Here is a 16,044-nt window from a genome sequence, read left to right as displayed (position 1 = left end):
CCAGCCTCATCGCGTCGATTATTGCAAAAAACAGTATCGGCGGCGGCACCAGCCGCAGCAAGGCGTTTTCCCGCAGGCCGGCATGAAAAAGCCCGGCAACGCCGGGCTTTAGGGCAGCAGGGTGAAGGAATTCCGCAAGGTCTGCGAAATCAGCCTCAATCCTCGTCGTCGGCGCTCTCGGTCGGCGGCACGAGGCCGTCGAGACCACGCAGCAAATCGTCCTCGCTCATGCGATCGAACTGGGCCTCGCCCTCGGGACCGGCGGCGGCCATGGCGGCGGGGCTGGCCAGCAGCGGAACGGTCTCCAGCTCCGGCTCGTCGACCTCGACATGCTTCTGCAGCGAGTGAATCAGGTCTTCCTTCAGATCCTCGGGCTTCAGCTTCTCGTCGGCGATCTCGCGCAGCGAGACGACCGGATTCTTGTCGTTGTCGCGATCAACCAGGATTTGCGAGCCCGAGCCGATCATCCGCGCGCGATGGCTGGCGAGCAGGACGAGTTCGAAGCGGTTCTCGACCTTGTCGATGCAGTCTTCAACGGTGACGCGAGCCATGGCGGCTCCTTCCGATCTCGGCGATGCAGGGAATTGGTTAGGCTCGGCCTTACAGCCAAAGCGCCGGGGATGCAAGAATTTCGCTGGCAACCGGATGCGTCGTCAGGCGCGCATCCGCCTTATCAGGTCATCCAGCGTGATATCCAGGCGCGACCCCTCCGCCACGACCTGTCGGCTCCCCATCGCCGGCAATTCGTGCGGAGGCAGCGTAGCGAAGCGCATCCGCATGGTCGTCGCCACCCCTTCACCGAAAGCGATGGCCTCGCGATTGCCGATCGACGCCAGGAAAGCGATGGTGCTCGCCGAAGCATCCGAAATCGCCGACCGGATGATCTGCTGGTCGCGCTCGTTGGCGAGCCGCATCGCAAAAACGGTCGAGCATTGCGACAGGATGGTCGGGTCGAGTTCGCCCGGCCGCTGCGTCACCACGCCGAGATATGCGCCGTATTTCCGGCCCTCCTTGGCGATGCGCGCGATCGCCTGGCGCGTCGGGGCAAAGCCGAGCTTGGGGTCGCTCGGCACGTAGCGATGGGCTTCCTCGCAAAGAACCAGCACTTCCAGCGAGCCCTGGCTCGCCACGGCCACGTCGAAGGCGAGACGCGACAGCACCGAGGCAACGGCATTCACCACCTCGCCCGGCAGGCCGCCGAGCTGGAAGGCCGTGATCGGGCGCCCATGAGCCGGAATTCGGAAGACCTGCGCGAGCACCGGCGCCATCGTCTCGTGCATGGTGGCGCGGCCGAACATGAAGCGATAGCGCGGATCGGTGTGGAGCGATTCCAGCCGGACCTTGAGCGAGCGCAGGGCGGCCCGTGGCCAGCGCTGCTCGTGCAGGCCGATCAGTTCGTCGATCGCGGCAAAGACATCCTTGAGACGATAAGGCGTCGCGGCGTCGGGAGCGGAGCTTTGGGGCGGCGCCGGATCGAGGCCGGCTGTTCGCGAACCGCCCCCGTCAAGCGGGCGCTTCAGAAGCGAGGAACCGAGATCGCGTGCGATATCAGGGGCGGCCGGCATGCGGTACCGGCTTCGGGCGGTCGCCACGACCTCGCGCAGGATGTCGGGCTCGTCGTCCAGTGCCGGGCGGCCACGGAACACGACGTCGGCGAGTTCCTCCTGCCGGAACATCCACATCGGCAGATCGATCGCGTCTCCGTCGATCGTCAAGGCGAGATCGGGAAAGGCGCTGGCGTATTCGTTATGGGGATCGAGGATCAGCACGCGCAGGCGCGGCCGCATCGCGACAGCCTTGCGCAGCAGCAGCGCGACCGCGCTCGACTTGCCGACGCCGGTCGTCCCGAGCAAGGCGAAATGGCGCGACAGCATCCCTTCGATATCGACGGTGGCGTCGATGTTCGCATCCTGGGTGATGTGCCCGATCACGGCGCCCTTGCGGCCCCCGAGATCGTAAACCAGCGCGAGGTCCACCGCGCGGATGCGGTGGGCGATGGCGCCAATCGGCGGGTAGCCGGTGATGCCGCTCTGAAATCGCGCCGGTGCATCGCCGCCATCGAGGACTTCGCCGAGGAACTCGACCTCGACCCGAATCGCGTTCTCGGCCTCGTCGGTCCAGGCGGTCTCGACGGCATGAACCTTGTAGACGAGCGCGACGATGCGGCTATGGCCGAGATTGATCGAAATCAGCTTGCCGATCGCCCAGGCGTCGGCGGCGAGCCAGCTCGCGGTCGAGACAGCGCTCAGGATCGTGGCCCGCGCGCCGTCGCAGCCGATGACGCGGCCGATGACGCGCTCCAGCGGCTGGCCGGAATCGCGCCTGTCATTGGCGATATCGGTTTCGAATTGTCCCGTTTTCACGGCAAGCTGCATGCATTCACCCGTTCTAGGTCCAGCCGATGCATGGAACGGGATGCCGGTTACGAATTGCTTCGACGGCTGAGACTTCCTGATATCTCGGTTAGCAGATCGCCAAAGGCGGAGATCGCAGATGAACCACCGCCGCACCCTTCGAGGCATTTTCGGCTGGCGGCCATTCCGAAGGCCCGATTGAGCATAAGCCGGAGTTTCTCTATCGACGGGGCAACCGCGCGGACGTATCGCCGTCTCGCGGATCTGCCGGCTTTCAGGCTGAAGGCTGCAGGGGTGGAGGTGGGATCATGGCCGAGCGGCTTCGTCTGGGCATCAACATCGATCACGTCGCGACGGTGCGCAATGCGCGCGGCGGCGCCCTGCCCGACCCGGTGCGAGCCGCCCAACTCGCCATCGCCGCCGGCGCCGATGGCATCACCGCGCATCTGCGGGAAGACCGGCGCCACATCCGCGACGCCGACATCGAACGGCTGGCGCGCGAACTGACCAGGCCGCTCAACTTCGAACTCGGCGCCACCGAGGAGATGATCGCGCTGGCCGAGAGGCTGAAACCGCATGCGGCGTGCCTGGTGCCGGAAAAACGCGAGGAGCGCACGACCGAGGGCGGGCTGGACGTAGCGGGACAGCGCGACCACCTCCGCCCCGTGATCGAACGGCTCAAGGCGGCCGGGTGCCGGGTGTCGCTGTTCATCGAGCCGGACCTCGAGCCCATCGCCGTCGCAGCCGAGCTCGGCGCCCCGGTCGTGGAACTGCATACCGGCAGCTGGTGCGAGGCGCTGGCGCATGGCGAGGCTGAAAAAGCCCAGGCGGAGCTGGCGCGGCTGCGGGCCGGCGCCGCCTTTGGCGCGTCGCTGGGGCTCGAGGTTCACGCGGGCCACGGGCTGGATTTCGCCAGCGCACGGGTGCTGGCGGCCGTGCCTGAATTCGTCGAGTTCAACATCGGCCATTTCCTGATCGGCGAGGCGATCTTCACCGGGCTGGAAGCCGCGATCCGCCAGATGCGCAAAGCGATGGACGAAGGGCGGGGATTGTGATGATCGCCCGTCATCCCCTGCCGGTTCAGCCGGTCGCCACGGAATATCCGAAGCCATGACGCAGCACGGCCGAGAGGCGCTCACCATCATTCCCCCGCTGGGCCCCCTGCGGGGCCGGGTCATGCCGCCGGGCTCCAAATCGATCACCAATCGCGCGCTGCTCCTGGCGGCACTGGCCCGGGGGACGAGCCGTCTCACCGGGGCGCTGAAGAGCGATGACACCCGCCATATGGCGAATGCGCTTCGCGCGATGGGCGTGACGATCGCCGAACCGGACGAGACCAGCTTCATCGTGACCGGCAGCGGTATGCTGCGGGCGCCTGACAGCCCGCTCTTCCTCGGGAATGCCGGCACCGCGACGCGTTTTCTCACGGCTGCAGCCGCGCTGGTCGATGGCGTCGTGGTGGTCGATGGCGACGAGCATATGCGCAAGCGGCCGATCCGCCCGCTGGTCGAGGCTCTGCAAAGGCTTGGCGTGGATGCGGCGACACCGACCGGCTGCCCACCGGTCACCATCCGCGGAAACGGGCGCTTCGCCGGCGGTCGGGTCGAGATCGATGGCGGGTTGTCGAGCCAGTATGTCTCGGCGCTGCTCATGCTGGGCGCCTGCGGAACCGGGCCGGTGGAAGTCTCGCTGACCGGCGACGCGATCGGCGCGCGCGGCTATGTCGATCTCACCGTCTCCGCCATGACCGCCTTCGGCGCCGAGGTCAAGCGAGATGGCTCGTCGCGATGGACGATCGCGACGACCGGCTATCGCGCCACCGATTTCGTGATCGAGCCCGACGCCTCGGCGGCGACCTATCTATGGGCGGCCGAGGTGCTGACGGGTGGCGCCATCGATCTCGGCACATTGGCCGGGGCCTTTACCCAGCCCGATGCGCGCTCTTACGAGTTGATCGCGCGCTTTCCGCATCTGCCCGAGACCATCGACGGTTCGCAAATGCAGGACGCCGTGCCCACGCTCGCTGTGCTCGCGGCTTTCAACCGGACCCCGGTGCGCTTCACCGGCATCGCCAATCTGCGCGTCAAGGAATGCGATCGCGTCTCGGCGCTCGCGACGGGCCTCTCGGCCATCGTGCCGGGGCTTGGGCGTGAGGACGGCGACGACCTGGTCGTAGCCTCCGATCCCTCACTGGCGGGGCGCACGACACCGGCCTCGATCGACACCCGTGCCGATCACCGCATCGCGATGAGCTTCGCTCTGGCAGGGTTGAAGCTGCACGGCATCACGATTCTCGACCCGGACTGCGTCGCCAAGACCTACCCGGATTATTGGGATGCGCTCGCCTCGCTCGGGGTCGGCCTCGAAGAGCAGAACACCGGCTTATGATCCTCGGCATCGGCTCAGATCTTTGCGACATCACACGAATCCAGCATTCGCTGGACCGCTTCGGCGAGCGCTTCACGCATCGCGTCTTCACGCAGGGCGAACGCGCCAAATCGGACCGGCGAGCGACCCGCGCTGCGTCCTATGCGCGTCGCTTCGCCGCCAAGGAGGCCTGTTCGAAGGCGCTCGGCACCGGCATGCGGGCCGGCGTGTTCTGGCGCGACATGGAGGTGGTCAACCTGCCCGGCGGGCGCCCGACGATGCGGCTGACCGGCGGCGCGGCTGAAAAGCTCAAGGCGATGACACCGGCCGGATACGAGGCCTTCGTCCATGTTTCGCTGACAGATGACCCGCCGATGGCACAGGCCTTCGTGGTGATCGAGGCAAGACCTATCGACGGCTGACCAAGCGCTAAAAATAGCTGGCGGTGCGAAAAGGCTGGCGCTGCGCAAAGGCCGGCGCCACAGGCGCCGGACCTTTTCCGTCCTTGCGGCAGCGATCACTCCGCCGGTTGGGTTCCGGTCACGAGACCCTGCGGCTCCTCGCTGAGCCAGCGATACACGACGCCGCCAAGCGCGCCGCCGATCAGTGGCGCGACCCAGAACAGCCAGAGCTGGCCGATGGCCCAGCCGCCGACGAACAGCGCCGGGCCGGTGCTGCGCGCCGGGTTCACCGACGTGTTGGTCACGGGAATGCTGACGAGATGGATCAGCACCAGACCCAGCCCGATCGCAAGCGGCGCGAAGCCGGCCGGCGCCTTGCCGTGGGTCGAGCCCATGATGATGAACAGGAACATCATGGTCATCACCACTTCCATCAGGAAGGCGGAGACGAGCCCGTATTTACCGGGCGAATGGTCGCCATATCCATTCGAGGCGAAGCCGCCCGCGAGATCGAAGCCCGGCGTCCCGCGCGCGATCACGTAGAGCAAGGCAGCTCCCGCAACCGCACCGACCACCTGGGCGACGATGTAGGGAAGCACCTGCCACGGCGGGAAACGGCCGCCGGCGGCAAGCCCGACCGTCACGGCCGGATTGAGATGACAGCCGGAGACATGGCCGATCGCATAGGCCATCGTCACGACGCTCAGGCCGAAGGCAAGCGACACTCCGAGCAGGCCGATGCCGACATTGGGAAAGCCCGCGGCGATAACCGCACTGCCGCAACCGGCAAAAGTAAGCCAGAAGGTGCCAATTGCTTCCGCGGCGTATTTTCGTCCATTCATAGCAATAGTCCCCCGACCGAATATTTCCGGAACCTGCGCCTGCGCCACGATTTCGTCAATATGCAGCAGGCTTCGACCATCCGATGGCTGTCGAACCCTCGCATCTCTCCGGTTTTTCGGCGGGCAGCGCTCAGCAGGCAGGCCTGAGCTTCGCCGTGGAATAGCCACCAACCGGCCCGATGATTGCCGGACGCGCGAGAACCGGCTAGAGCGCAGGCTGAGCCGGCAGGGCGATCTATTCCTTTGTCAAAGCATTGCCCAATGCTGTAGACCGCGCGCCGGATCGCAGTCCAAGGAGCGCCCGCGTGGCCAACGACGTCGACACGAAATCCAAGCCTGCCAAAGACGAGGGCGGCATTCTGGAGACGATCAAGGTCGTCGTTCAGGCGCTTCTCATCGCGCTCGTCATCCGCACGCTGCTGTTCCAGCCCTTCAACATCCCGTCCGGCTCGCTGATCCCGACGCTGCTGATCGGCGACTATCTGTTCGTGTCGAAATATACCTATGGCTATTCGCGCTATTCGATCCCGTTCGGGCCGCCTGTCATGTCCGGCCGCGTCTGGGGGGCAGAGCCGAAGCGCGGCGACATCGCCGTCTTCAAGCTGCCGAGCGACAATTCGACCGACTACATCAAGCGCGTCATCGGCCTGCCGGGCGACCGCATCCAGATGATTGAGGGCATTCTCAACATCAACGGGCAGCCGGTTAAGCGCGAGCGCATCGCCGACTACACGACCTCCGACAATTGGGGCCGCAACGTTCCTGTCATCCACTACAAGGAGACGCTGCCCAACGGCGTGACGCACGAGATCATCGAGCGCGAGGGCGACACCGGCACCTTCGACAACACGCAGGTCTTCGTGGTGCCGGCTGGCCATTTCTTCATGATGGGCGACAACCGCGACAACTCGCTGGATTCGCGCGACCGCAGCGTCGGCTACGTGCCGTTCGAGAATTTCGTCGGCCGTGCCGAGATCATCTTCTTCTCGATCGAAGAGGGCGCCTCGGCCTGGAAGATCTGGGAATGGCCGGGCACGGTTCGGTGGAACCGGATCTTCAGCACCATCAAGTGAGCAAGCCGGGCTCAACAGGGCGCAGCGCCCCGGAGACGGCGCGGCTGGAAGCCACGCTCGAATACCGCTTCGCTGACAAGTCGCTCCTGACGACGGCGCTGACGCATATGAGCGCCGAGCCGTCGCGGCTGGCGACCTATCAGCGCCTGGAATTTCTCGGCGATCGCGTGCTGGGGCTGTCGATCTCCGACATGCTGTTCCGGCGCTACCCGCTGGCCGAAGAGGGCAATCTCTCGCGGCGGCTCGCCGATCTCGTCCGCAAGGAAACCTGCGCAGAGGTCGCCCAGGCCTGGAGTCTCGGCCAGTTCATGCGGCTGGGCGAAGGGGAAATTCTGGGTGGCGCCCGCAAGAACCAGGCGATCCTCGCCGATGCCTGCGAGGCGGTAATCGGCGCCGTGTTCATGGATGGCGGATACGAGGCAGCGCGTGCGTTGATCGAGCGCGGCTTCGGCGAGCGCCTGCTGAAGCCGGGCCGCCCGCTGCGCGACGCCAAGACGGCGCTGCAGGAATGGTCGCAGGGCGAAGGCCATGCGACGCCGACCTATAGCGAGCGCGGCCGCTCGGGGCCGGACCATGCGCCGGTCTTCGTCGTCGCGGCGCGGATCGCCGGCCTTCCGGATGCGGAAGGCCGAGGTCCCTCGAAGCGTATCGCGGAACAGGCAGCCGCCGAGGCTTTCCTGCGACGCGAAGGCCTGTGGAACGAAAGCCCGGAAGGCTAGGAATGTCTGACACAAACAAGCCGACACGCTGCGGATTCGTCGCCCTGATCGGCGCCCCCAATGCCGGCAAGTCGACGCTGCTAAACCAGTTCGTCGGCGCCAAGATCTCGATCGTCTCACGCAAGGTGCAAACGACGCGTACGCAGGTGCGCGGCATTGCACTGGCGGACACCGCGCAGATCATCTTCGTCGATACGCCGGGCATCTTCGCGCCCAAGCGCCGGCTCGACCGGGCGATGGTGACGAGCGCCTGGGGCGGCGCGACCGACGCCGACCTGATCGGTGTGCTGATCGACGTCGCCCGCTTCGACCATGAGGAAAACACGGTGCTTCTGGAGCGGCTATCCGCGCTGAAGCAGCCGAAATTCCTGATCCTGAACAAGATCGACACCGTGCCGAAGGAAAAGCTGCTCGAGATCACCGCCAAGGTGAACGAGCTGGGCTCGTTCGAGACGACGTTCATGGTCGCGGCGCTGACCGGCTATGGCGTCAAGGATATGCTCGGCTGGTTGGAACATCGCCTGCCGCTCGGCCCCTGGCTCTATCCGGAAGACCAGATCTCGGACGCGCCGCTGCGCTTCCTCGCCGCCGAGATCACGCGGGAAAAAATCTTCGAGCGGCTGCATGACGAGTTGCCCTATCGCTCGACCGTCGAGACCGAGAGCTGGCAGCAGAGGCCGGACGGATCGGTCAGGATCGAGCAGACGATCTATGTCGAGCGCGAAAGCCAGCGGAAGATCGTGCTCGGCGAAGGCGGCCAGACCATCAAGGCGATCGGCCAGAAGGCACGGATCGAGATCACCGAGGCGGCCGAAGCCAAGGTTCATCTCTTCCTGTTCGTGAAGGTGCGCGAGAACTGGAGCGACGACCCGGAGCGTTATCGCGAGATGGGTTTGGAATTCCCGAAGGGGTAATTCCCGCCGTGCTGTCCTGTCTGTCATCCCGGACAAGCCGCCGTTGGCGGCGCCGATCCGGGATCCATTCCTAAACCTCGATCCCAGCGCGCTCCGGCATGGATCCCGGGTCTCCCTCCGGTCGCCCGGGATGACGGCGTTTTGGGAGGATTGTCATGCCCAGCGAAAAGCAGAAGATGCTTGCCGGCGAGCTTTATCGGGCGGATTGCCCCGAGCTTGTCGCCGACAACCGCCGCATCGCCGAATGGATGGCGCGGTTCAACGCGACGACGGCGCGGCACGATGACCGCGACGCGCTGCTGCGCGAGGCGCTGGGTCGGGTCGGGCGCGATGTGGTCATCCGCCCGCCCTTCCATTGCGATTACGGCTATAATATCAGCCTCGGCGACGGCGTTTTCCTGAACTTCAACTGCGTCATTCTTGATGTGGTGGCGGTGACCATCGGTGACGGCACGCAAATCGGGCCCGGTGTGCAGATCCTGACCGCCGACCATCCGCGAGATCCAGAAGCACGGCGGCAGATGCTGGAATTCGGCCGGCCGATCGCGATCGGCCGCAATGTCTGGATCGGCGGCGGCGCGATCATCCTGCCGGGCGTGAGCGTCGGCGACGATGCGATCATCGGCGCCGGCAGCGTCGTCACTCGCGACGTTCCGGCGGGACGCACCGCATTCGGCAACCCGGCGCGGTGGCACCTTGAGGCCGCGACAGGCTGTTGAACGCAGGCGCGGCATCCGCCCAAGGCCTTGCAACAGCGCGCAAACCGCCGCAAAGACGCGGGCGTTTGCTGCAGGCACAGGACGCACGCCCATGACCCATGACGAGGTTCTCTCCGAATTCCGCGAGGCGGGCGCGTTGCTCGAAGGGCATTTCATCCTGTCGTCCGGCCGTCGCAGCCCGATTTTCCTGCAGAAGATGTTCATCTTCCAGGACCCGGTGCGCACCGAGCGGCTGTGCAAGGCGCTCGCGGCCAAGATCGAGCAGCGCTTCGGCAAGATCGACTACGTGGTTTCGCCGGCCGTCGGCGGTATCGTTCCGGGCTACGAGACGGCTCGGCATCTCAAGGCCAAGGCCGTCTTCGTCGAGCGTGAGGACGGACAGTTCAAGCTCCGTCGCGGCTTCGCCATTCCTCAGGGCGCGCGCGCCATCATGGTGGAGGACATCGTCACCACCGGTCTGTCATCGCGCGAATGCCTGGCTTCGATCGCCGACCAGCCCGGCGCCATTCTGGGTGCAGCGTGCCTTGTCGACCGGTCGGCGGGCCGCGTCGATCTCGGCGTGCCGCTGGTCAGCCTCGTGCAGATGGACATTCCCGACTATGCCCCGGATGCGCTGCCGCCGGAGCTTGCCGCCATTCCCGCGACCAAGCCCGGCAGCCGTGGCCTTGCGGCCTGACGGCGATCTCCTGCCTAACGCCTCCCCATATCTTGATCACCGATCGATATTGTCCGGGCACGAATCCAGCCCATTTTGACTGTTCAGTGACATTTCTATTTCAGCAGGAGTTATTGCCATGACGGTTGCGCCGCGCATCGCGCTGTTCATCGACGGCGCCAATCTCTACGCCACCTCGAAGCAGCTTGGCTTCGACATGGATTACCGCCGGCTCCTTCGAGAATTCCAGGGACGCGGCAACCTGATCCGGGCGTTCTATTTCACGACATTGGTCGAGAGCGAGGAATACTCGTCGATCCGCCCCTTGGTCGATTGGCTCGACTACAATGGCTACCGCGTCATCACGAAGCCGGCCAAGGAGTTTACCGACGCCACCGGCCGGCGCCGCGTGAAAGGCAATATGGATATCGAACTGGCGGTCGAGATGCTGGAGCTCGCGCCTCATCTCGACCAGATCTATCTGTTCTCGGGCGATGGCGATTTTCGCCCTCTGGTCGAGGCGGTGCAGCGCAAGGGCGTCAAGGTCGCAGTGATCTCGACCGTTTCGACCAATCCGCCGATGGTTTCGGACGATCTGCGCCGGCAGTGCGACGAATTCCTCGATCTGGCCCAGCTGATGCAGAAAATCGGACGTGATCCGTCCGAACGCGCGCCGCGCGGCCCGGCCCTTGGCGCCCCCGCAGGCAGTCCGTCGCTGGAGCGCCGCTATGGCATTCGCCAAGGCGACGAGCCGCCAACGGAAGGATAATCGCGCCTTTCTAGAGCGGAGTGCAACGACCTCGATCCGGCGTCTCGCCGACAAGACGCGGCCACCGGCCTGCCCGGATCGAACTCGGCAGGCCGATCGCGCCTCTATCCGTTCTTCAGCAGCCGCTGCTTGTCGCGGTTCCAGTCACGCTCTTTCTCGGTCTCGCGCTTGTCGTGGAGCTTCTTGCCGCGGCCCAGACCGATCTCGACCTTGGCCCTGCCCTTCTCGTTGAAATAGACCTTGAGCGGCACGACGGTGTAACCCTCGCGCTGGATCGCGCCCATCAGCTTGTCGATCTGTTTGCGATGGAGCAGCAGCTTTCGCGGCCGGCGAACCTCGTGATTGAAGCGGTTCGCCTCGAGATATTCGGGGATGTGCGAGTTGAACAAATACAGTTCATTGTTCATCGGCCCGGCATAGCTCTCCCCGATCGTCGCCTTGCCGCCGCGCAACGACTTGATCTCCGTACCCTGCAAAGCGATGCCGGCCTCGAGCGTCTCGGTGATCTCGTAGTGGTAGCGCGCCTTGCGGTTGTCGGCCGCGAGCTTGTAGCGCTCCGGATCAGGCTTCTTCATGGGTTGTCCCCAAATCCATGTTGCTTGACGAGCGCCGCCATGGCTTGAGAAGCCGATTCAGGCTCGGCGCTCAAGCCATTGAGAACACCGAGCTTGTCGTCCTCGCGCCGATTCTGGCTGAGCTTGAACTTGCCGAGGATCGAGGCGATCTCGATCTCGATGCCGACAATGCCGCGTGCCTGCGCCGCGATGAAAGGCGCGGGAGCATCCGTCACCGACCAAGGCTCGGCGCGGGGCGCCTCCTGCTGGCGGGTGAGCGATTCCAGCTGGGCGCGTAGCCACTCACCATCCTCGATCGCTCGCGCCGGCCCACGTACCTGGACTGTGACGTAATTCCATGTCGGCACGACCTTGCCGTGCTCCTGCTTGGTCGCATACCAGGCCGGCGTCACATAGCGCTCGATGCCGGTGAAGATCACCAGGGTCTCGGCGCCGGCGGCGATCGCCTGCCATTGGGTGTTGGGGCGGGCAAGATGAGCGCGCAGAATGCCGTTCCCGCCCTCCTCGGGATGCAGGACGAACGGCACGGGATTGGCGACCAGCCCGCCCTCGCCCATCGTGACGAGGGTCGCGAGCGGATGCTGGCGGATGACCGCGTGCAACTGCTCGCGGTCCTCGACTTTGAAGTGACTGGGCTCGTACATGCGATCCTCGGCAAGGGTCCGGCAAAGGTCGAGCGGCCCTTCGGCAATCGGAAAACCGATCGTGGAAGCCTTCCCGCCAGTTGCCTTATCTAGTTATTCAGCAGCCCGGCGAACACCATCGCCTCGCGAATCATCTTGCCCGTTGCCGGCCTGACCGGGAGCAGCGGCAGGCGCACCTCCTCCTCGATGCGGCCGAGCAGGGCCAGGCCGTGCTTGGCGCCCGCAAGGCCCGGCTCCTTGAAGATGGCGTCATGCAGCGGCACCAGCCTGTCCTGCACCTTCAGTGCCCCGGCATAATCGCCCTTCAAGGCGGCCTCCATCAGATCGGCACAGAGCCGCGGCGCGACGTTGGCGACCACCGAGATGCAGCCATGGCCGCCGGCCGCCATATAGGCCAGCGCGGTCATGTCCTCGCCGGAAAGCTGGATGAAATCCGGCCCCATGGCATGGCGCTGCTGAGAGACGCGCGCGAGGTTGGCCGTGGCGTCCTTCACGCCGGCGATGTTCTTGAGCTCATAGAGCCGCGCCATCGTCTCGACCGACATGTCCACCACCGAGCGCGGCGGAATGTTGTAGATGATGATCGGAATGCCGATCGCGTCGTTCACCGCCTTGAAGTGCTGGTATAGGCCCTCCTGCGTCGGCTTGTTGTAGTAGGGCGTCACGACCAGCACGGCTTGGGCGCCGGCCTTCTCGGCATGGACAGCGAGGTCGATCGCTTCCAACGTGTTGTTGGAGCCGGCGCCGGCGATCACCGGCACGCGGCCCTTGGCCTGTGCCAGCACGATCTCGACGACGCGCTTGTGCTCGTCATGGGACACCGTCGGGCTCTCGCCTGTGGTGCCGACCGGTACGAGGCCGGTCGAACCGCTCTCGATATGCCATTCGACCAGCGCGCGCAGCGCCTCCTCGTCGACTTTGCCGGCCTTGAACGGCGTGACCAGAGCGGGCAGCGAGCCAGTGAAGGCGGTGTGCTTGGTCATTGGGCGATCCTGAAGGCCAAATGGAAGTGACGGCGCGTCACACATAAACCGTCGTTTCGCCGAGGCAAAGCCGGCGTCCTGCGAAAAGCGAGCCGGCGCATGGTTAACCCTTCCTCAACTCGCATCCGCGACCATCCTCGGATGCCCGCACGCACATGGATACCCGCCATGACCGCGCCTGCCTCGGTTCGGCTGCTTGGCCTGATTTTGCCGGCGCTTCTCGTGACGAGCCCGCTCAGTGCGGCCGAAGACGCCGGTGCCGGCGAACCGCAACAGCTCGCGATGGCGATCGATGTGGAAACCACCGGCTCGCTTCCGCCTTATCCGGCAAGCGCGCTGCGTGGCGACGAGGCTCTCGATCTCGCCACCATCCGCAGCACGATCGCCGCCTATCGGCGCGGCGCGCTGGCGGAAGGCGACGCGATGGCCGGACGGATCGAGGACGCCTCCGTGCGGACGCTGCTGGAATGGGTCGCGATCCAAAGCAATGGCGCCGGCATCTCCTTCGCGCGCATCGATGCGTTTCTCAACGGGCACCCCGACCATCCATCGGTGAACCGCTTTCGCCGGCGCGCCGAGGAGGCGCTGCTGGCTGAAAAGAAGAGCCCCGCCGTGGTGCGAGCCTTCCTGCAGTGCCGCCAGCCGCTCTCCCCGGCAGGGCGGATCTCGCTGGCTCTCGCGCTGAAGGCTGACGGCAAAGCCGAAGAGGCGCTCGCGCTGGCACGCCGAAGTTGGCGCAAGGACGGGCTTAGTCAGGCGCTGGAAAAGATCGTGCTGGCGCAGTTCGGCGACGCGCTCACGACCGAGGATCACCGGCTGCGCACCGAACGACTGATCTTCCGCCAGAACGGTGAGGCGGCGCGGCGAAGCGCGGCCCGCATCTCGGCCGATTATCTCAAGCTCGCTGGCCTGCGCCTCGCCAGCGCCAAAGCTAGGCGGCCGCTTTCGGACAAGCTCGTCGACAAGCTGCCAGCCTCGGTGCGGGGAGAGCTCTCCTTCGCCTTTCTCCAGGCGCAGAATGCACGACGCGCAGACCGCCTGGACGATGCCGCGAAAGCGATCGCGCAAGCGCCGCCCGAGGCCGAGCGGCTGGGCGACGGCGATGGCTGGTGGGAAGAGCGGCGCATCCTGTCGCGCAAGCTGCTCGACGCCGGCAAGACGCGCGAGGCTTATGCGGTCGCTGCCGGCCATGGCGCCGAGGATGCGCCGGAACGGATCGAAGCGGAATGGCTTTCCGGCTTCATCGCCCTGCGTTTCCGGGGCGAGCCGGCCGTCAGCCTCAAGCATTTCGATGCGGCCGCCGCCATCGCCGAAACCCCGATCTCGGTGGCCAGGGCCGCCTATTGGCAAGGTCGCGCCTATGAAGCGCTCGGCCGGGACGACGAGGCCAAGGCCGCCTTCAACCGCGCCGCCGATCTTCCGATCGCCTATTACGGGCAATTGGCGCGGGCGAAGCTCGGCCTGCCCGATCTGCCCTTGCGGCTCGGTCCCGGGACGGAATCGGGGGTGCAGCCGGGGCATAGCGGCGTCCGCCTTTTATATCGGCTGGGGGAGCGCGAGCTGGCAAATCTGCTGCTCGTCGATTTGTCGCAGCGCCTGCCGACGGCTGAAGGGCTGGAGGGGCTGGCCACCGTCGCCCGCCAGGAGGCCGATGCGCGAACGCTGGTGATGATTGGCAAGACCGCCGTGCAGCGGGGTTTTCCGCTCGATGCGATCGCCTACCCGACCCATGGCGTGCCGGATTTCGACGTGCTGGGAGACCCGATGGAGCGCGCTATCGTCCATGCGATCGCGCGGCAAGAAAGCGCCTTCGACCCGACCGCGATGTCGCATGCCGGCGCGCGCGGGCTGATGCAGATGATGCCAGCGACCGCGCGCGAAACGGCGCGGCGGGCCGGACTGCCCTTCGACTGGGGCAAGCTCGGGCAGGATCCGATCTATGCAGCCCGAATGGGCGCGGCCCATCTCAACGACCTGCTTAAGGAATGGCGCGGCTCCTACATCTTGACCTTTGCCGCCTATAATGCGGGCTCGCCGAATGTGACGAAGTGGATCGCAGCCTATGGCGACCCGCGCGATCCGGCGGTCGATGCGGTCGACTGGGTCGAGCGCATCCCCTTTTCCGAGACCCGCAACTACGTCCAGCGCGTGATGGAGAACCTGCAGGTCTATCGCCAGCGATTGAACCAGCGCACGGCCTACCTGATCGACTACGACCTGAAACGCGGCGGAAGACGGGACTAGACCGCCTCGCCGGCGATCAAGCGTCGCGAAATGCGATGCAGGCGCCCCAGAACAGGCTGGAGAAGAACCATTTCGGTGCGCCGAACCCCGCCATGGCCAGCAGCCGCGCAATCTCGGCCTCCGAGGCCGGCGGATCGGCGCCTTGCAGAATCTTGCCGCGCTTCGCCTCGATCTCGGCCGGCGCTGCTCCCTGCATCCGCCAGCGCTGCGCCCAGGCGTCGAGCAGCAGCGGTTCCGCCGCATAGGCATAACGATTGCAGGCCAGAATGAGGGGGCTACCAGGCTTGAGCCGCGCGGCGATGGCTTTCAGGATCGCGGTCTTGGCGGCGTCGCCGGGCAAATGGTGCAGCACCCCGATGAGCGTGGCAGCGTCGAAAGCCCGGTCGACAGGAATGTCCTCGACATAACCCGTGACGAGTTCGGTCCGAGCGGCAAGGCCTGCTGCTTCGAGCCGCTCGGCCGTGATCGCCATCATCGGCACGGACGGATCGACCGCCAGGAAACGCCAATCCGGCTCCAGCGGTGCAGCGCACACGATCTCCTGCGCGCCGCCGCCGGCGCCGACGACCAGCAGTTCGGCCGCCCGCCCGGGCCCCAGGCTCGCCGCCAGCATGCACGCCGACAACTCATGGCAGGCTTCATAACCCGCCAGCGCGATGCGGCTCTGGACCAGATAATCCTGCGCGCGGCCGCCGTCGAATTTATGGGCGGAGTCTGTCACGGTTGCGTTTGTCATCGGTCTCACCTGCGCGAAGAGGAACAAGACCTCGGCCGCCGAGACGCAT

Annotated in this window: 17 protein-coding genes; 10 read left to right on the top strand and 7 right to left on the bottom strand. The window is 65.7% G+C overall.

Going from position 1 to position 16,044, the window contains the following annotated elements; genetic code table 11:
* Window positions 1–155 precede the first annotated feature (155 nt).
* Both rpoZ and AC1DR6_RS10555 read right to left on the bottom strand, forming a co-directional pair.
* Window positions 156–551 (bottom strand): DNA-directed RNA polymerase subunit omega, encoded by a 396-nt coding sequence (gene rpoZ / locus AC1DR6_RS10560; RefSeq protein ID WP_476829177.1) that lies wholly within the window; start codon window positions 549–551, stop codon window positions 156–158.
* A 102-nt stretch (window positions 552–653) separates the two neighbouring features.
* Entirely contained in the window at window positions 654–2,363 is a 1,710-nt protein-coding gene (locus AC1DR6_RS10555) for an ATP-binding protein (RefSeq protein ID WP_476829176.1), read from the bottom strand.
* A 299-nt stretch (window positions 2,364–2,662) separates the two neighbouring features.
* Between AC1DR6_RS10555 and AC1DR6_RS10550 the strand changes: the two genes are divergently transcribed.
* The 3 genes from AC1DR6_RS10550 to acpS are packed head-to-tail and all read left to right on the top strand — an operon-like array spanning window position 2,663 to window position 5,143.
* On the top strand, window positions 2,663–3,409 hold the full coding sequence (locus AC1DR6_RS10550) for a pyridoxine 5'-phosphate synthase (RefSeq protein WP_476829175.1): 747 nt from the start codon (window positions 2,663–2,665) through the stop codon (window positions 3,407–3,409).
* Between the two features lie 55 nt (window positions 3,410–3,464).
* Window positions 3,465–4,742, top strand: a complete 1,278-nt coding sequence (locus tag AC1DR6_RS10545) for a 3-phosphoshikimate 1-carboxyvinyltransferase (RefSeq protein WP_476829174.1) — start codon at window positions 3,465–3,467, stop codon at window positions 4,740–4,742.
* Window positions 4,739–5,143: a holo-ACP synthase gene (gene acpS / locus AC1DR6_RS10540; RefSeq protein ID WP_476829173.1), complete on the top strand. Its 405-nt coding sequence runs from the start codon at window positions 4,739–4,741 to the stop codon at window positions 5,141–5,143. Before AC1DR6_RS10545 ends, acpS begins: the two co-directional genes overlap by 4 nt.
* A gap of 95 nt (window positions 5,144–5,238) precedes the next feature.
* Here acpS and aqpZ read toward each other — a convergent pair whose 3' ends face one another.
* Entirely contained in the window at window positions 5,239–5,964 is a 726-nt protein-coding gene (aqpZ, locus tag AC1DR6_RS10535; protein ID WP_476829172.1) for an aquaporin Z, read from the bottom strand.
* Between the two features lie 305 nt (window positions 5,965–6,269).
* Between aqpZ and lepB the strand changes: the two genes are divergently transcribed.
* The 6 genes from lepB to AC1DR6_RS10505 all read left to right on the top strand — a co-directional run bounded on the left by lepB (window position 6,270) and on the right by AC1DR6_RS10505 (window position 10,813).
* Window positions 6,270–7,037 carry a signal peptidase I gene (gene lepB, locus AC1DR6_RS10530; RefSeq protein ID WP_476829171.1) on the top strand — a complete coding sequence of 256 codons (768 nt, stop codon included), beginning with the start codon at window positions 6,270–6,272 and terminating at the stop codon, window positions 7,035–7,037.
* Window positions 7,034–7,756: a ribonuclease III gene (gene rnc, locus AC1DR6_RS10525; protein WP_476829170.1), complete on the top strand. Its 723-nt coding sequence runs from the start codon at window positions 7,034–7,036 to the stop codon at window positions 7,754–7,756. Before lepB ends, rnc begins: the two co-directional genes overlap by 4 nt.
* Window positions 7,757–7,758: 2 nt before the next feature.
* Window positions 7,759–8,670: a GTPase Era gene (era, locus tag AC1DR6_RS10520; protein WP_476829169.1), complete on the top strand. Its 912-nt coding sequence runs from the start codon at window positions 7,759–7,761 to the stop codon at window positions 8,668–8,670.
* Between the two features lie 155 nt (window positions 8,671–8,825).
* On the top strand, window positions 8,826–9,389 hold the full coding sequence (locus tag AC1DR6_RS10515; protein WP_476829168.1) for a sugar O-acetyltransferase: 564 nt from the start codon (window positions 8,826–8,828) through the stop codon (window positions 9,387–9,389).
* Between the two features lie 91 nt (window positions 9,390–9,480).
* Window positions 9,481–10,065 carry an orotate phosphoribosyltransferase gene (gene pyrE, locus AC1DR6_RS10510; protein WP_476829167.1) on the top strand — a complete coding sequence of 195 codons (585 nt, stop codon included), beginning with the start codon at window positions 9,481–9,483 and terminating at the stop codon, window positions 10,063–10,065.
* A gap of 118 nt (window positions 10,066–10,183) precedes the next feature.
* Window positions 10,184–10,813 carry a LabA-like NYN domain-containing protein gene (locus tag AC1DR6_RS10505; RefSeq protein ID WP_476829166.1) on the top strand — a complete coding sequence of 210 codons (630 nt, stop codon included), beginning with the start codon at window positions 10,184–10,186 and terminating at the stop codon, window positions 10,811–10,813.
* A gap of 104 nt (window positions 10,814–10,917) precedes the next feature.
* Here AC1DR6_RS10505 and smpB read toward each other — a convergent pair whose 3' ends face one another.
* The 3 genes from smpB to dapA form a co-directional block, all read right to left on the bottom strand.
* Window positions 10,918–11,388 (bottom strand): SsrA-binding protein SmpB, encoded by a 471-nt coding sequence (gene smpB / locus AC1DR6_RS10500; RefSeq protein ID WP_476829165.1) that lies wholly within the window; start codon window positions 11,386–11,388, stop codon window positions 10,918–10,920.
* Window positions 11,385–12,032 carry an FMN-binding negative transcriptional regulator gene (locus AC1DR6_RS10495; RefSeq protein WP_476829164.1) on the bottom strand — a complete coding sequence of 216 codons (648 nt, stop codon included), beginning with the start codon at window positions 12,030–12,032 and terminating at the stop codon, window positions 11,385–11,387. Before AC1DR6_RS10495 ends, smpB begins: the two co-directional genes overlap by 4 nt.
* An 89-nt stretch (window positions 12,033–12,121) precedes the next feature.
* The gene (dapA, locus tag AC1DR6_RS10490) at window positions 12,122–13,015 is read right to left on the bottom strand and encodes a 4-hydroxy-tetrahydrodipicolinate synthase (RefSeq protein ID WP_476829163.1); all 894 of its coding nucleotides are present in this window, start codon (window positions 13,013–13,015) and stop codon (window positions 12,122–12,124) included.
* Window positions 13,016–13,183: 168 nt separating this feature from the next.
* Here dapA and AC1DR6_RS10485 point away from each other — a divergent pair, with 168 nt between their 5' ends.
* On the top strand, window positions 13,184–15,259 hold the full coding sequence (locus AC1DR6_RS10485) for a lytic transglycosylase domain-containing protein (protein WP_476829162.1): 2,076 nt from the start codon (window positions 13,184–13,186) through the stop codon (window positions 15,257–15,259).
* Window positions 15,260–15,275: 16 nt separating this feature from the next.
* Here the strand turns inward: AC1DR6_RS10485 and AC1DR6_RS10480 are convergent, their stop codons facing one another.
* Window positions 15,276–15,995 (bottom strand): class I SAM-dependent methyltransferase, encoded by a 720-nt coding sequence (locus AC1DR6_RS10480; RefSeq protein ID WP_476829161.1) that lies wholly within the window; start codon window positions 15,993–15,995, stop codon window positions 15,276–15,278.
* Between the last annotated feature and the right edge of the window lie 49 nt (window positions 15,996–16,044).

The organism is Allobosea sp. P5_A5 (genome assembly GCF_056400625.1).
This window is presented reverse-complemented; position numbering and strand designations above follow the sequence as displayed.

Excerpts from the sequence above, each read along its gene's own strand:
- rpoZ (WP_476829177.1), bottom strand. The coding sequence starts at position 551 with ATGGCTCGCGTCACCGTTGAAGACTGCATCGACAAGGTCGAGAACCGC.
- AC1DR6_RS10545 (WP_476829174.1), top strand. The coding sequence starts at position 3,465 with ATGACGCAGCACGGCCGAGAGGCGCTCACCATCATTCCCCCGCTGGGC.
- dapA (WP_476829163.1), bottom strand. The coding sequence starts at position 13,015 with ATGACCAAGCACACCGCCTTCACTGGCTCGCTGCCCGCTCTGGTCACG.
- AC1DR6_RS10505 (WP_476829166.1), top strand. The coding sequence starts at position 10,184 with ATGACGGTTGCGCCGCGCATCGCGCTGTTCATCGACGGCGCCAATCTC.
- AC1DR6_RS10480 (WP_476829161.1), bottom strand. The coding sequence starts at position 15,995 with ATGACAAACGCAACCGTGACAGACTCCGCCCATAAATTCGACGGCGGC.
- AC1DR6_RS10515 (WP_476829168.1), top strand. The coding sequence starts at position 8,826 with ATGCCCAGCGAAAAGCAGAAGATGCTTGCCGGCGAGCTTTATCGGGCG.
- AC1DR6_RS10485 (WP_476829162.1), top strand. The coding sequence starts at position 13,184 with ATGACCGCGCCTGCCTCGGTTCGGCTGCTTGGCCTGATTTTGCCGGCG.
- pyrE (WP_476829167.1), top strand. The coding sequence starts at position 9,481 with ATGACCCATGACGAGGTTCTCTCCGAATTCCGCGAGGCGGGCGCGTTG.
- AC1DR6_RS10495 (WP_476829164.1), bottom strand. The coding sequence starts at position 12,032 with ATGTACGAGCCCAGTCACTTCAAAGTCGAGGACCGCGAGCAGTTGCAC.
- aqpZ (WP_476829172.1), bottom strand. The coding sequence starts at position 5,964 with ATGAATGGACGAAAATACGCCGCGGAAGCAATTGGCACCTTCTGGCTT.
- era (WP_476829169.1), top strand. The coding sequence starts at position 7,759 with ATGTCTGACACAAACAAGCCGACACGCTGCGGATTCGTCGCCCTGATC.
- acpS (WP_476829173.1), top strand. The coding sequence starts at position 4,739 with ATGATCCTCGGCATCGGCTCAGATCTTTGCGACATCACACGAATCCAG.
- smpB (WP_476829165.1), bottom strand. The coding sequence starts at position 11,388 with ATGAAGAAGCCTGATCCGGAGCGCTACAAGCTCGCGGCCGACAACCGC.
- AC1DR6_RS10550 (WP_476829175.1), top strand. The coding sequence starts at position 2,663 with ATGGCCGAGCGGCTTCGTCTGGGCATCAACATCGATCACGTCGCGACG.